The 14205-nt window shown below is 51.2% G+C and carries 14 protein-coding genes; 2 read left to right on the top strand and 12 right to left on the bottom strand.

Annotated features, from left to right (window positions below; all coding sequences use genetic code 11):
• Positions 1-119: 119 nt before the first annotated feature.
• From HMY34_RS12100 to gspG, 12 genes are all read right to left on the bottom strand, one after another.
• Complete coding sequence (locus HMY34_RS12100) at positions 120-1175, bottom strand: FAD:protein FMN transferase (RefSeq protein ID WP_202715740.1); 1056 nt, start codon at positions 1173-1175, stop codon at positions 120-122.
• On the bottom strand, positions 1123-2568 hold the full coding sequence (locus HMY34_RS12095) for a dynamin family protein (RefSeq protein WP_202715739.1): 1446 nt from the start codon (positions 2566-2568) through the stop codon (positions 1123-1125). Before HMY34_RS12095 ends, HMY34_RS12100 begins: the two co-directional genes overlap by 53 nt.
• Before the next feature lie 2 nt (positions 2569-2570).
• Positions 2571-3377, bottom strand: a complete 807-nt coding sequence (locus HMY34_RS12090; protein ID WP_202715738.1) for a hypothetical protein — start codon at positions 3375-3377, stop codon at positions 2571-2573.
• Between the two features lie 221 nt (positions 3378-3598).
• Positions 3599-4396, bottom strand: coding sequence for a tetratricopeptide repeat protein (locus HMY34_RS12085; protein WP_202715737.1), 798 nt, complete (start codon positions 4394-4396; stop codon positions 3599-3601).
• 40 nt (positions 4397-4436) lie between these two features.
• Positions 4437-5060, bottom strand: a complete 624-nt coding sequence (locus HMY34_RS12080) for a nucleotide-binding protein (protein ID WP_202715736.1) — start codon at positions 5058-5060, stop codon at positions 4437-4439.
• A gap of 63 nt (positions 5061-5123) precedes the next feature.
• Positions 5124-5828: a hypothetical protein gene (locus tag HMY34_RS12075; RefSeq protein WP_202715735.1), complete on the bottom strand. Its 705-nt coding sequence runs from the start codon at positions 5826-5828 to the stop codon at positions 5124-5126.
• 18 nt (positions 5829-5846) lie between these two features.
• On the bottom strand, positions 5847-9545 hold the full coding sequence (locus HMY34_RS12070; RefSeq protein ID WP_202715734.1) for an efflux RND transporter permease subunit: 3699 nt from the start codon (positions 9543-9545) through the stop codon (positions 5847-5849).
• A gap of 38 nt (positions 9546-9583) precedes the next feature.
• Positions 9584-10693 (bottom strand): efflux RND transporter periplasmic adaptor subunit, encoded by a 1110-nt coding sequence (locus HMY34_RS12065; protein WP_202715733.1) that lies wholly within the window; start codon positions 10691-10693, stop codon positions 9584-9586.
• Positions 10694-10901: 208 nt separating this feature from the next.
• On the bottom strand, positions 10902-11528 hold the full coding sequence (gene gspJ / locus HMY34_RS12060; protein WP_202715732.1) for a type II secretion system minor pseudopilin GspJ: 627 nt from the start codon (positions 11526-11528) through the stop codon (positions 10902-10904).
• On the bottom strand, positions 11525-11914 hold the full coding sequence (gspI, locus tag HMY34_RS12055) for a type II secretion system minor pseudopilin GspI (protein ID WP_202715731.1): 390 nt from the start codon (positions 11912-11914) through the stop codon (positions 11525-11527). The genes gspJ and gspI overlap by 4 nt, the downstream gene beginning before the upstream one ends.
• 1 nt (position 11915) lies before the next feature.
• Positions 11916-12452: a GspH/FimT family pseudopilin gene (locus tag HMY34_RS12050; RefSeq protein WP_202715730.1), complete on the bottom strand. Its 537-nt coding sequence runs from the start codon at positions 12450-12452 to the stop codon at positions 11916-11918.
• On the bottom strand, positions 12421-12843 hold the full coding sequence (gene gspG / locus HMY34_RS12045) for a type II secretion system major pseudopilin GspG (protein ID WP_202715729.1): 423 nt from the start codon (positions 12841-12843) through the stop codon (positions 12421-12423). Before gspG ends, HMY34_RS12050 begins: the two co-directional genes overlap by 32 nt.
• A 57-nt stretch (positions 12844-12900) precedes the next feature.
• On the opposite strand from gspG, the gene rrtA reads away from it, so the two are divergent.
• Positions 12901-13500, top strand: coding sequence for a rhombosortase (gene rrtA / locus HMY34_RS12040; protein ID WP_202715728.1), 600 nt, complete (start codon positions 12901-12903; stop codon positions 13498-13500).
• Positions 13497-14189 carry a ComF family protein gene (locus HMY34_RS12035; RefSeq protein WP_202715727.1) on the top strand — a complete coding sequence of 231 codons (693 nt, stop codon included), beginning with the start codon at positions 13497-13499 and terminating at the stop codon, positions 14187-14189. Before rrtA ends, HMY34_RS12035 begins: the two co-directional genes overlap by 4 nt.
• Positions 14190-14205 lie beyond the last annotated feature (16 nt).

The following is a 14205-nucleotide window of genomic DNA, read 5'->3' as shown; positions in this document are numbered from 1 at the left end:
ACACACCAGATTAAATATCAATTAAAAACAATAAGATAATGATTGATCAAAAACAAAACAGTCGCCAAAAATCAGGCAAAGCTATTGATTAAAATAATTGAGTTATTTGAGTGATCTTGCTACTTTTTACTCAATACCTGCCGAAAACCCACCGTATCGGCTGTTTCAAACCCTTCGTCAGTTCGCCAAATAAAATAAGCATTAATGCCGTGTGTGTCAGCAAATGTTTTGCCCTGCTGTTCGCCCAAGGCCATTAACAATGTCGCATAAGCGTCTGCCAACGTTGCATCCGCCGCCACTACCGATACCGATGCAAGATTATGCGTCACCGGAGAGCCTGTTACCGGATTCACGGTATGCGAGTAGCGTTTGCCACCCTCGACAAAAAAGTTGCGATAATCACCAGAAGTCGCCAAACCCGCCTCTTGCAAATTCACACCCTGCTGAATCACCCGCCCCTCTTCCACCGGCTTTTCAATCGCAATGTGCCAGGCATCCCCACGCGGACTCAAGCCACGGGTGCGTACTTCTCCCGCAATTTCCACCATGTAATCACGCACGCCCAACGCCTCAAGGTAGCGCCCTGCTTGATCAGCCGCGAAGCCGTCCGCTACTGAAGCAAGATTTACCAGAATATCCGCTTGCGACTTGCGTAAGGCAGGTGGCTCAAGACGTACTTGCAATTTTTGATAGCCCACTTTTGCTCGCGCAGCATCAATAGCCGTCTGCTCAGGCACGGCTGTTACACCGGTGTGCGAATTAAATCCCCATAATTTGATCAACGGCCCGATGGTTACATCGTATACGCCGTTACTTTGCTGACTGAGTTGCAACGTTAGCTCAACCAACTCCGCCAATTCTGGGGCAACGGCAAACCAGTCCGTTCCTTGATAACGGTTAAATTGCGACAATACCGAGGTTTCATCCCACGTTGCCAACCATTGGTTAGTTTGTGCGAAAGTCTGATTTAAGCCCGCCTGTAATTCAGCCTGATTGAGGGTAGCGGGCGGATGCGTGAGAGTGACGTGCCACAGTGCCGTGCCCTGCATTCCCTCCAGATACCATGCAGGGCTACGTTGCTCACATGCCGCAAGCAATAGCAATACGCTTAGGCATAGCGCTCTAAGCAGACTTAGGTTTCTGATTTTCACCGGAAGGGCTGGTAAAACGGTCATTCAAGTGCTGCACAAAACGGTCAGTGGCGTGACGAATAGTATCCAACCGTCGCCGCGTTCTACCACCCCAACCTGCTGGCGATGATTGGAAAATACTCCGCCAGAAAGGGGTACTTTTCAGGAAAGCGGCTGACAGATTGCCATAAGTTTCGCTCTTACTAAGGGTTGCCGCGATGCGCTTTGCCAAACGCTGACGAATCCAATAGTGCAGTCCTAAAGCCAATCCAGCAATCACCGCTAAAACGCCGATAGTTGCCCACAGGTTGCCCGCAAACGCTGCCAGCCAAGGCGGATTGAATAGCAACCCTTCCCAATAGCCAAACTCAATGCTCATCGCCACTAACGCCACGGCTAATAAGCCAAACACCAGCGCATCCGCTGCCAATACTTGTTTGCGCCAACGTTGTAACGCCTCGCGAATGCGCGGTACAGCTTGCTGTTCAATCGCGTTGGCTTGGGATTCCATCGCCCCCACAATGCGGTAAACACGTTCAATATTCACCCCGTTCACACGCGCCATAATGCGCTGGTAATCGGCATCGCGCTTCGCCACGTAACGTGCCCAGACATTCTCATTGGCGACGGGTACAGCCAATTTGTCGTTGAATAAAATATGGAAACTACCGGCAGAAAGCCCTTGCTGTACCAAGGCTTTTTGCCAAGCCGATACGATGTCTTCAAGGTTGTCTTCACGCGCTGAGGTATCAATTTGATTCAAAATAAACAGGAATTTGCTGCTGTCATTGCGACGCATCGCGCCTTTGACCAAATGTTCCAGTGTATCTTGCATCGCGCCCGGTTCTGGGTGGCGGGCGTCAAAAAACACCATCACCAAATCGGACAACTCAATGATGTGGTCAGTGATTCTCAGGGTGGCTTTGCGTTGCTCATCAGCATCAAACCCCGGTGAATCAATCAAAATTTTGCCACGCAGCTTTTCACTGGGGGCAACTTTCATCTGAAGATAGCTATCAATCTTCGCGCCTTCACCTTTGGAAACGTGTTCAATGTCTTCACTGATTTGGTAAAAGGGGAAGCGCGGGTCGCCATCCAAAGCCAAACCGGGCAAAGTCCGCACCTGGTTATCCGGGCTAAAAGTAATCACGGTGAACCGATCATCCACCGCCTGATTGCCGGTGCGTTGCAGATCCATGTCCAAAAAGGTATTGATGAAACTGGATTTACCCGCTGAAAAAGTCCCCAGCACCGAAATCATCGGCCACCACGAAATCTGCGTCGCGTAAGATTCCCCGCCATGTAACAAACCAAGCTTTTGAGCAACAGCATCCAGTTCGCGGTACTGGTTGACTGCCTCGACTAACACCGGATTTTCACGTTTCAGGTGTTCCTGCAACCGTTTCAGGCGTTGCTCCATGCGCTTGGCTGGTGTCATAGTTATCCTTTAACCTCTAAGGAGGCGAATTTTTCATCTTCCGTTATCAGCGAACTGTGACCATCTTTTGCAGTTGTCGAGTCATTCGACGGCGGTTGAGTCACAGGGATTTCCACTACTGGTTGCACCGCATTCGTAGCAGGCTGCACTTCGATAGTGGCAGCAGTGGGAGCAGGTGGTTGCACGGCTTGTGGCTGAACCGCTACGCCTTGCGCAACCGTACCGGCAGGGGTAGTGTAGTAATTATAATAAGGGGTGGCGACCGCTGGCGGCGGTACAACATAAGGCGAGGTGGTGTCATTACCGAATGGGCTGAATTTGTTAAACATTTTCATCGGCCCGGAGATATTTTTATTCATGCTCCACATATCGCGCTGCATATTGTACGTGGAAACAGCCATATTTTGGGTCGAAGCATTCATCTGCTGGATGTTGCCTGCCATGTCTTGGGTGCTGCTATTCATGCCAACAATATTGTTGGTCATTTGACCGGTTGAATTCACTAAACTCCCCATTTGGGAATTCATCGACTCAATAGAACCCGTCATTTTTGTCATATTGGTATCAACCGAATTGTGCATATTCGCAATGGTTGAGGTGAGATGATGGACATCCGTGGTTAAAGATTGCACCAAATAGAAGCCATAGGCGGAAAGAATAATGAAAGCTACCATGGCGGGGTAGACAATCATTTGCAAGGTTCGGGTTACATTAACCTGGCGCTCCTCAAAATCCTGCAATTCGTCTTCGACATCGTGTAAATTGCTTTCAATGTCGTTAATCCCTGCGGATTTTTCATTCGTTTTCATACCTAACTCCTGATTTCGACGTGCCATCTATCTCCTTAGATAACACCTCGGCTACTGTGAATGCGTATCACGCCCTATCCAATGCGTTCTTCATGAATTTTGTCTCCCGAACATCTTTGGTATTCAATCTTATTCTTTTACTTGCCATGTAACAGTAGCGGCAGGTCAAGTTATTGCAACTTAATCCTGCACAACTACTGATACATCGCCGCTACCCTGCTTTATTTTTTCAGGGCAGCATCAATTTGCTTCGCAAGCTCAGGGTTTACCATATCCACATACAACTTCATGTTTAATGCTTCAGTAACACGACCTTGTTCAGCCAGCTTGGGCGCTACTTCAGCAAACAGAGTCGCGGCTTGCTGAGCATTGCCTTGCTTCCAATACACGTTCGCCAACTCACCTTTATATTCCAATGAATCAGGCGTTTGCTTGAGCAAATCACTGTATAGACCTACAGCTCTATCCAATTCATTTGCCCAATACGCTTCACGTGCCGCACGCAACAGATCCGCTGGATTATTAGCCGCAACAGGCGCTGAAGCCGCTGCTTGAACGGGCTGTTCTGCAACCACTGGTGCAGGTGCTGCCGCTTGAACTGGCTGCTCCGCCACTACTGGTGCGGGTTCAGCCGCTGGCGCTGCCGCTTGAACGGGCTGTTCTGCAACCACTGGTGCGGGTTCAGCCACTGGCGCTGCCGCTTGAACTGGCTGTTCTGCAACCACTGGTGCGGGTTCAGCCACTGGTGCTGGAGCCGCTGCTTGAACGGGCTGTTCTGCAACCATCGGTGCGGGTTCAGCCACTGGCGCTGGGGCTACTGCTTGAACTGGCTGTTCTGCAACCACTGGCGCAGGTGCTACCGCTTGCTGTTCCGCAGCAGGCTGTTCATGCCCAGCGGCAACGTCGTTACCGTGTTCAACTGACTTAGTGCCCATGCTGAAGTTCAGCAGGATAGCCACAATCGCCAGCAACCATGCCAGCAAAATTGGATGTTTCATTAACCAACGTAAAATATGCATCTGAATCTCCTTAAAACCCCAGATTTATTAAAAATAATGTTTATACCGGATACAAAGCACGTCCCAATGCATCCAGTTCTACCGCCGCTTTAGAACGCGGCTCCATTTCAAACACTGCCAAACCTTCACTAAACGAGCGCCGATACGTAGTACGCATGTATAGACGCTGCTCCAGCAAACGCAATCCGGGCAACATTTGCATCGCTTCAGCCGCTTCTGATGTCTCGCGAACGGCGTGATGGGTATCCGCCCGATTGATAACGCCGAGTATTTCAACAGGGCGTCCCTGACGAATATCCTCGATCATTTTCAGAAAACGTTGCGTAGACCAAATATCTGCCTGACTCGGTGCAACCGGCACCACAATACGTTCTGCTTTGCTGATCGCCATTTCAACCGCTGCCATATCAGCCAGCCCCATGTCCACCAATACTTCAGAGGTATTGTCTTGCGCACCCAAATCACTGACGGATGTCAGCGGCGCAATCGCAGGCAAAAAACCTTCTTCCTGACGAATTTCAAAGGCATCGGCTGTGGTTCCTTGAGGGTCAAGGTCATACACCACCACATGCTTGTTGTGACGGGTAGCCACCCACAACGCTAGGTTAAACGTTATGGTGCTTTTACCGGTTCCCCCCTTGAGGTTGCCAATCAGCGTAATCATTCAAGGCTCTCTTCGTTTGGTTGCATCGGCAACCCGCCCTCATGGGCGGGCTACGGGTGTATATTATTGCTGCACAGGTGGTTGCTGTGGTGGCATTACGTAGCCACCACCTTGCGGCATTGGAATTGCTTGCACAGGCGGCATCATCTCTGGTGCAGGTGGAGTACCCGCGCCATTGCCGTAACCGGGTACACCTTGTGGCATTGGAATCGCGTACAGGTAGTAGTAAGAACCGGGCGGCAGAGGCATCGGTGGCGGCGTGGGTGCAGCCGATACTTCAGGTGCTGCCGGTTGTGCCGGAGTCGCTGGAACAGCAGGTACTTCAGGTTGTGCTGGCGCAGCAGGTACAGTAGCTACCGCAGGTGCTGCCGGAACTTCAGGAGCTTTTACCTCTGATACCGCAGGAGCTGCTGGTGCTTCCGGGGCTTTTACCTCTGGAACCGCAGGTGCTGCCGGAGCTTCGGGGGCTTTTACCTCTGATACCGCAGGAGCAGCCGGTTGTGTCGGAGCTGCCGGTACAACCGGGGCGGCCGGTGCAGTCGAAACCGCCGGTGCTTCTGGGGCAACCGGCGCAGCAGGTGCCGCAGATGCAGCCGGTGCACTCGCAGAACTGGCCATCTGCTCAGAACCCTCGGTCATAAAAGGGCCTGGCGGTGGCGGTGGTAAGTCTGCCGCTTCTGCCCATACGTTGGCACTCAACAGAAATACCGCCGCAGAAGTTACTGCGGCAACAGCGGTAGCCCGTTGCTTATTGTTAAATATCTTCATGCTAGTCTTCCTTCCAGATTAAATATCCGTTTTGAGTTTTATGCCCCGTCTAGCGGAGGATTTCTTGCGCTCTTGAGGTTCGGCTGAACCCAAAGGCATCTCATCTTGTGGTAGCGCAGTGCTGACAAGCTCAGGCTCAGTGATTACCGTCTCTGGCGCTGCAACAACACTGGGCGTTTCCGTGACAGTCTGCTGCTTAGGCGCTTGACGCACCGCCTGCGGTTTTGCCACCTGGCTGGGTTTGGGTTTTTGTAACAACTTTCGCAATGCGCCAAAAATACCGATGATGCCCATTATCAAATGACCCAATAGGGACAATAGGTACATACCGATAGAACCCAGCGTATTCTTCGCAACTGTCCCAACACTTTTACCAGACTTCACCGCTTGCGTGTTACCGGCTGGGGCATGACCACTGTGGGAACCACCGCCATTGCCACCACTCGGCGGCAATCCGCTTAAAGAATCACCCGCGCTAATACAACCCAATGGGATAATCAGCAACGTGAGTAGCGTGGCAACTGCCCCACCGAAAATCAGTGATACCGCCATGCCTTGGAAAATGGGGTCTGACAAAATCACCATTGAGCCACCAAATAAAGCCAACGCCGTAATGATAATCGGACGTGTCCGCGCTTCACAGGAACGAATGACTGATTCCAGCACGGTCTCACCACTGAGTACCGTTTCGCGGGCAAAATCCACTAATAAAATGGAGTTACGCACAATAATTCCCGCCAACGCAATGAAACCGATCATTGAGGTTGCGGTAAATTCCGCATCCATCAGCCAGTGACCCGGCACAATCCCGATCAACGTCAAGGGAATCGGTGCCATAATAATCGCAGGCAAGGTAAAGTTACCAAATTGCGCCACAATCAGCATGTAAATCAACACCAGTGCTGCTGCAAATGCAATACCCATATCCCGGAACGTTTCCCACGTTACCGTCCATTCACCACCCCATTCAAACGCCGACTTGCTTTCAACGCCTTGGGGCGATTTTAACCAGTATGCCTCATCCAGCAACAACGTGCCATCGGGTGAACGATAACCTTCGCCATTATTAAATTCCGCCAGCAGTGTTTCCACCTGTCCTTGACCGTATACCGGTGCCGCTAAACGCCCCACGGTTTCAGCGGTCACGTATTCGACGGCGCGTAAATCTTTGCGGTAAATCGGCTTGTCTTGTTTATCAAACACAAACGTACCCAATTCATGCAACGGCACAAACTGCCCAATATGATTCGTCACCGGCAACTGGGACAAACGGTAAATCTGTGAACGCGCACTCAACGGCACCTGCATCACAATACGGGTTGGGTCAATCAAGGCATTTTTCTTAATATCACCCAGAATAAAGCCGCCCATCGCCATTTCCAGCGTGCGGTTGACCGTTTCAGCGGTAATGCCATTGCGTTGGGCTTTGTCGGAATCCACGATGAAACGCAGGATTTCATGATCCTCTTCCATCAGATTATCCACGTCATCCAAATTTTCCGCCTGCTCAAACAGCTTGGTCAAATCAGCCGCGACTTGACGGCGGGTATTGGCATCCGGCCCGTAAATCTCCGCCACAACAGATTGCAATACCGGCGGGCCAGGCGGCATTTCCACCACTTGTAATTTACCGCCCGTCGCTTTCAGCAAAGGTTGCAACAAGGCACGGGCTTCCACCGCAATCTCGTGACTGGTGCGCTTACGGTCGTGCTTATCGGTCAATTGCACTTGAATATCGGCCTGCCAAGACTGCTGACGCAGGTAATAATGGCGCACCAAACCGTTAAAGTTAAACGGTGAGGCTGTACCCGTGTACGTTTGCAGGGCAGTGACTTCGGGAATTTCTTTCAATTTAGTAGCCATGGTATGCACTAAATTTGCCGTCACAGGTAATGCAGTACCTTCCGGCATGTTTAAGACCACGTTGAACTCTGGCTTATTATCCAGTGGCAACATTTTCACCCGCACCGCTTGCATCGGGTAGAACAACAACATGAAGGCGAAAAACACCATAATAATAGCCAGCAAGAAGGCGTAACCTTTCTTTTTATTGGTCACCAACGGCACAATCAGCCCACGGAACAACTTTTCCATACGCGCTGCTTGTTTGTGTTCCTTCTCTGCCGCTTCCCGCAAACTCTTCAAGGAAGGTTTAAAGCGATTGGTCAACCAAGGCGTAAACGCAAAAGCCGCAAACAGAGAGATCACCATCGCTACCGAACCCAAGACCGGGATAGGTAACATATAAGGTCCCATCATGCCGCTCACAAAGCCCATCGGTAACAAGGCCGCAATTACCGTACCGGTTGCTAAAATCGTTGGGTTGCCCACTTCGCGTACCGCATCGACTGCTGTTTCAACATCGGTATCTTCGATCATCAACCAGCGGCGGTAAATATTTTCCACCACCACAATCGCGTCATCCACCAGAATTCCGATGGAGAAAATCAACGCAAATAAGCTCACCCGGTCAATGGTCATGCCCATGAGCCATGCGGAGAATACGGTGGTGGTAATAACCGCAGGAATAACGATCAATACCACGCCTGCAGCACGGAAACCCAAGAAGAACCACACCAAAACCGTCACAATGCCAGTCGCGACGAAGAGTTTGAAAATCAGCTCATTAACTTTCGCCTTGGCAGTTTCACCGTAGTTTCGGGTTACTTCAACATTCACATTGTCAGGAATAATGCGGCCTTTTAACGCTTCCAACTTCGCTAATACCGCCTCGGCGACATTCACCCCATTCGTGCCGTGTTTCTTTGCAATCGCCACGGTTACAGCGGGTGCGTTATCCGCCTTTTCTACGCCATCGACCAAAGCCGTGCCGGTGTAATACCCGACAGAACGCCCGGCATCACTCGGCTCTTCAGTGACTGTCGCCACATCACGCACGTATACCGGTCGACCCTCAATCATCGCCACCATCAAACGCTTGACGTCTTCGGCAGAACTCAAGAAGGCGCCACTGTAAACTTTAAAGACACGCTCATCGGGCTCAACTGACCCGGTATTGCGTTCGGAATTTGCCATGCGGATAGCATTCGCCACCTGTTCCAATGACACCCCGAAGGTTGCCAGACGCTCCGGCAGAATTTCCACTTTAAGCTCTTCATGGCGACCATCCACAATGAAGCTTTGGCTGGTATTTTCAACTTCACGCAAACTTTGCAGCACATCCAAGGCCACCAAGCGCAAGTTGGCATCATCGACCTGATTCGACCACAAAGTTAACGTCACCAATGGCACATCATCCGCACCTTTGGGCTTCACTAGCGGCTCTGGCACTCCTAATGGCATACGGTCTTTATTAGACGCCAATTTGTCATACAGTTTGACCAGTGACGATTCCAGTTCCTCACCCACAATGAACTGCACTGTCACCATCGACTGCTCACGCGCCGAATAGGAATAGACATGATCGACACCTGTCATTTCCGACATAATGCTTTCTAAGGGGCGGGAGATGAGGTTTTCGACTTCCTGCGCTGATGCACCGGGGTAACGCACGAAAATATCCACCATCGGCACCGAAATCTGCGGATCTTCTTGACGCGGCGTTACCCACATCCCCAACACACCTACGGCAAAGAAGGCCAACAGCAACAGTAACGAGAGCGGCGAGGTAATAAAGGCTTTAGCCATTGCCCCCGCCATACCCAAATTGTGGTGTGGGTGCTGAGGTGCTGCTGCATTGTGCGGAGAATCATTCATAATTAGTTACATTCCTAGCGGGGAAATCATATTCATCTTTATTCTACCGGTGGCATCCAACCGGAGGAGGCCGTAGCCGGTGGTTTATCCACCACCCGCTCGTCTGCACTTAAACCGGAAACCACTTCTACCTTACCATCTTCTTGTTCAGCACCCAGTCTTACCAAGCGCAATTCGGAGGTATTATCATTTTTCACAACCAATACGCTTGGCAGGCTACGCCCCCGGAGCAAGGCTGTTTTGGGAATAACCACAATTTTAGCGTCACCCGTTTGCGTTTCCGGCAAGTATACCTCAGCATACATACCCGGCGCTGCTACTGCATCAACAGGCAAATCAAATTTTACCGTCACCGTATGGCGGCTGGGGTCGGCAACCGGATAAATTTGCGAGAGCTTGACCATAAGCGTGGTCTTACTGTCTAGTTTAGCAGGAATAATCATCCCCACCCGCAAATTACCCACCAAGCCAGAAGGCACATCCGCCTGCAAACGCTTGTATTTAACATACCCAAACTTAATTAAGGGCTGCCCCGGCTGCACCGTATCGCCAACTTCGACCAGCTTTTCCAGCACAATCCCTTCAAACGGCGCAACGGACTTGGCATCACCCAAGGCCGCATCAATTTCTTGCAACTGCGACATCGCTTGCTGCAAATTGCTTTGCGCCTGCGAAACGCCAGTGGCACTGCTCATTAAATCCGAATAACGTCCCATATCCGAATCATAATTACCCATCATGGAATCGGCAAACGGGCGCACCATCGTCATATCAAACATGGCAGGCAAACCAAAACCCGGCATCGCACCAATGTCTTTGCTGCGCGGTGAGATTAGCTCACGGGTATACTGCGCCTGAGAATTTTGTACCGTTGCCTGAGCAATCGCAATTTGCGCCAACACCGCATTGCGCTTTGCGGTTAATTGCGACTCATCTATGCGCACAATCACGTCACCTTGATTAAAGCCAGAGCCTGCCTCACCCGCCACAAATTTAACCGCTCCTGGCACTTGAGCGGACAAAGTGACCTCGCGATAAGGGATAACTGTACTCCCCAAGACCGAGCTAGACAACGACGTCACCGCTTCCACGCGCACAATTTCGGCAGCTCGCGCAACCGCCAGCATTTCACCGACAATGCTAAGCATCAACAAGAGCAACCTCAGTGTATTTGTTGTTATCCTCATTAGCGGTCTTATTCCTCAAAGCGGTACGATCTCGAAGGCGCAAAGAGGAAACAACCGACTACATTACCTGTACTCGCCCCCTCTCCAGACCCTCTGAATAATCTAGGCGGAACTATAGCGTCTAACGCCATTGAATTCCAGTAACCCACGAATGAATATTAGTATATTCTTATAAATACACAGTAAAGACCCGCCGCAGCACCCCGAAGCGCTTGTGCTGCACTGAAAACTCTACCGCCGTTAACAGCGAACGTTCTGCTGGCAAGCTTTCCTTAAACTCGCCGCTTTTTCCTGCCTGAAACCGCAAGCGTGGCTCACCTTCTATGTCTGTCAGCAAGGTCAGCGACACGGGTTCTGCTTGCTCGACGTGATCCACCAAATTCCACGTTTGCCGCAATAACTTACCTTCCTCCACCACATAACGCACTCGCTGCAAACCACTGCGCATTTGCCCCGAAGCCCGCAACTGCCAAGCCACATCCGGGTGTCCACCGCGTGTAAACTCCAGCAATACCCCCATATCTTCCGGCTGAGCAATGCTATTGCTAGGCTTCGGTGCACCGATTGGCTGAAAACTCTCCTGCTGAGGCCGCAACAACGCCAACTGGCGCATATCCCGCTCAATAAACACCATAGCCCGCTGCAACTGCTGCAACTCGGCCTGTGGCTGCTCCACCTGCCGCCCCACATCCAGCAACATATTCACCGACTGATACGCCAAGGAAATCATCAGGGAAAAAATCGCCAATGAAATCATCAATTCCACCAACGTAAAGCCACGGTTGCGCAACCTCATTGCCCGACACTCCGCACTTTAGGCTGAGGGTTCGCCACATAAGCCAATTCCACCGCCAGAATTTGTTGCGGCTGCCCTTCGCGGAACACGCTTACTTTCACTTTGCGCAAATCAGGGTCAGGCGTTGCTAAAATTTCCTGCTGCCATTGCCACTTATCCAGCCCCATATCGGCTTTGCCCTCAGATTTACCCGTCGCCGGAAAGCCTTTACTCGTTTGCACCACCGCAAGCTGGTTGAACGCCACCCAACGCGCCAACGTCGTGTCTTTCATGCGCTGGTAACTGGCAAAATCACCGCTACTGGTTTCCACGCTGACCGAAATGACCAACCCTAGCAACAGCAACGCAAACATAATTTCGATCAAATTAAAACCTTGCTGCCGCATCTCAGTTGGCCTCCGCCGCGCGCGCAACTTCGCGCCCGACATTATCGAACATCACGATTTGCTCACGTTGGGTGTTATCACGCAAATGCCATTCAAACGGCATCATCTCCCCGGTGGGCAAAATGAAAACCTGCGGGCGAATGTTATCATTATCCGGCAAGCTAACCGCCTGCCCTTGTAAATACAGTACCTGCTCATAACCGCCGCTCCACGCATGGGCTTTCAGCAAACCATCTTTATCCAACGCCTCCCACTGAAGCTGATCATTTTGCGCAAAAAAAGCGTAACCCGTTTCCCCAAAGCCCAACGCCAAGGCTTGAGAGCGCACAATGCTTTCATCCTGCGCCATTAGTACGCGCTCACGTAAGCGAGTCACCTCTTCGTTCAATGGGTCAGACATCGACAAATTCAACATTGACCCCGCCAAGGCATACAAAATACCGATGACCATGATCACAATCATCATTTCCAGCAAGGAAAACCCCTGCTGGTGAGCGCACGAGTGCTTATAACTGCCAGCTACCCACATCGTCTTCATTGCCTTCGCGTTTGTCCGGCCCAATGCTGTAAACTTCCATTTCATCACCGTGCGTACCCGGATTCAGGTAGCGGTAATCATTGCCCCACGGGTCTTTCGGCAACTCTTTCATGTATTGCCGCCAGCGCGGTGCATTCCCCGGATTATTCACCAAGGCATTCAATGATCCAGAAGCCGGGAAAGTGCCATTATCTGCCCGATACATTTCCAGCTTAATCTTCAAATCACCGACTTCTTTTTTGGCTTTCAGGTTTTGCGCATCCCCCATCACATTCAGATTGCTGAACACCAAACCCAACAAAATTCCGATGATCACAATCACGATCATTAATTCGGTTAAGGAAAAACCCGCCTGACTTGGCTTACGTTGCCCGGTCTTCTTCATACTCATGCCCACTCATCCTCATAAACAAGATTTGATTCTCACGATTCTGGCATACTGTTTACCATGTTGCACACGTCAGACGCCACCGCCATGCTCCGCAAATGCACCCATACGGGCATTATCGCCATCATTTTCACGGTGTTGCTGCCATTATTACAATTTTTTCATGACAGCTTATTGTATTACCGTCACGCCATCGTTGCCGGAGAATATTGGCGTTTCTGGTCAGGCAGTCTGGTTCACACCAATCACTGGCATTTACTGCTGAATTTAGCGGGCTTGTGGCTGCTAACGTTTATTGCGCCCCTGCCGTTCCGCACCCACACGCAACTGCTGCAAATCGGCTGGCTGGCACTCTGTGTCGGCGCGGGTTTGTGGTGGTTTAGCCCCGCTGTCATTTGGTACGCAGGCTTTTCGGGAATTCTGTACGGCTTGTTTATGCTCGGTGGTTTACACCGTTTGCAACAGCGCGATTGGCTAACCGCCACGCTCATTCTAGTAGGCATTTGCGGCAAAACGGGGTGGGATTGGTGGCTCGGCGGTGAATCAGCCTCCGCCAATTTAATCGAAGCCCCCGTGATTTACGCCGCGCATATTTACGGCATGACAGGCGCACTGTTCCTGAGCATTTTCACGCGCTGGCAAGGCATTACCAAACCGTGAAATACCTCGCACAATCTTGGCAAACACTGCGCCATCACCTCAACCCCAGTTGTGCTTTTTGCGGGGAAACCCGTATTCCAGGCTACCCACTCTGCCAGCATTGCCATGCTGAATTGCCTTGGTTATCCGTCGAAGATCAGCGCCCATTACCCGGCTGCACCGCCAGTGTGAGCGCATTTGCTTACCAAGCACCGATCAGCAGCTTATTACTTGGCATCAAATTTGGTAGAAATTTACGCGAACTTGCCACCCTTGGTGAATTAACCGCAACCGGCATTCTGCCACAATTAACGCAAGTGCCGGATGCCATCCTGCCGGTGCCGCTGCATACCGCCCGCTTGCACAAACGCGGCTTCAATCAAGCGCTGGAACTGGCACGTCCACTCGCCAAACAGTTAGGCATTCCGCTCCTAACACGCCCCATTCAGCGCCGTAAATTCACCCTACCACAAACCGAACTGGACGCCAGCCAACGCCAACACAATGTGCATCAAGCCTTTCAATTGCACACACCACTCCCATACCGTCACATTGCTATTTTCGATGACGTGATCACCACTGGCGCAACTGCCCGTGAATTAGCCGCCGTATTACGCGCACAAGGCGTTGCTCAAGTTGACATCTGGTCATGCGCCCGCGCTATCTTGCGCCAAAAGCATGAACTTGATGCACAAATCGACTACCATTAAGCCCTACCCCCAATAA

This window comes from Thiothrix subterranea, from assembly GCF_016772315.1.
GTDB classification, from domain to species: domain Bacteria; phylum Pseudomonadota; class Gammaproteobacteria; order Thiotrichales; family Thiotrichaceae; genus Thiothrix; species Thiothrix subterranea.
This window is presented reverse-complemented; position numbering and strand designations above follow the sequence as displayed.

Coding starts and splice junctions, on each gene's coding strand:
- HMY34_RS12100 (WP_202715740.1), bottom strand. CDS start 1,175: ATGACCGTTTTACCAGCCCTTCCGGTGAAAATCAGAAACCTAAGTCTG.
- HMY34_RS12095 (WP_202715739.1), bottom strand. CDS start 2,568: ATGACACCAGCCAAGCGCATGGAGCAACGCCTGAAACGGTTGCAGGAA.
- HMY34_RS12090 (WP_202715738.1), bottom strand. CDS start 3,377: ATGAAAACGAATGAAAAATCCGCAGGGATTAACGACATTGAAAGCAAT.
- HMY34_RS12085 (WP_202715737.1), bottom strand. CDS start 4,396: ATGCATATTTTACGTTGGTTAATGAAACATCCAATTTTGCTGGCATGG.
- HMY34_RS12080 (WP_202715736.1), bottom strand. CDS start 5,060: ATGATTACGCTGATTGGCAACCTCAAGGGGGGAACCGGTAAAAGCACC.
- HMY34_RS12075 (WP_202715735.1), bottom strand. CDS start 5,828: ATGAAGATATTTAACAATAAGCAACGGGCTACCGCTGTTGCCGCAGTA.
- HMY34_RS12070 (WP_202715734.1), bottom strand. CDS start 9,545: ATGAATGATTCTCCGCACAATGCAGCAGCACCTCAGCACCCACACCAC.
- HMY34_RS12065 (WP_202715733.1), bottom strand. CDS start 10,693: ATGCTTAGCATTGTCGGTGAAATGCTGGCGGTTGCGCGAGCTGCCGAA.
- gspJ (WP_202715732.1), bottom strand. CDS start 11,528: ATGAGGTTGCGCAACCGTGGCTTTACGTTGGTGGAATTGATGATTTCA.
- gspI (WP_202715731.1), bottom strand. CDS start 11,914: ATGCGGCAGCAAGGTTTTAATTTGATCGAAATTATGTTTGCGTTGCTG.
- HMY34_RS12050 (WP_202715730.1), bottom strand. CDS start 12,452: ATGAAGACGATGTGGGTAGCTGGCAGTTATAAGCACTCGTGCGCTCAC.
- gspG (WP_202715729.1), bottom strand. CDS start 12,843: ATGAGTATGAAGAAGACCGGGCAACGTAAGCCAAGTCAGGCGGGTTTT.
- rrtA (WP_202715728.1), top strand. CDS start 12,901: ATGTTGCACACGTCAGACGCCACCGCCATGCTCCGCAAATGCACCCAT.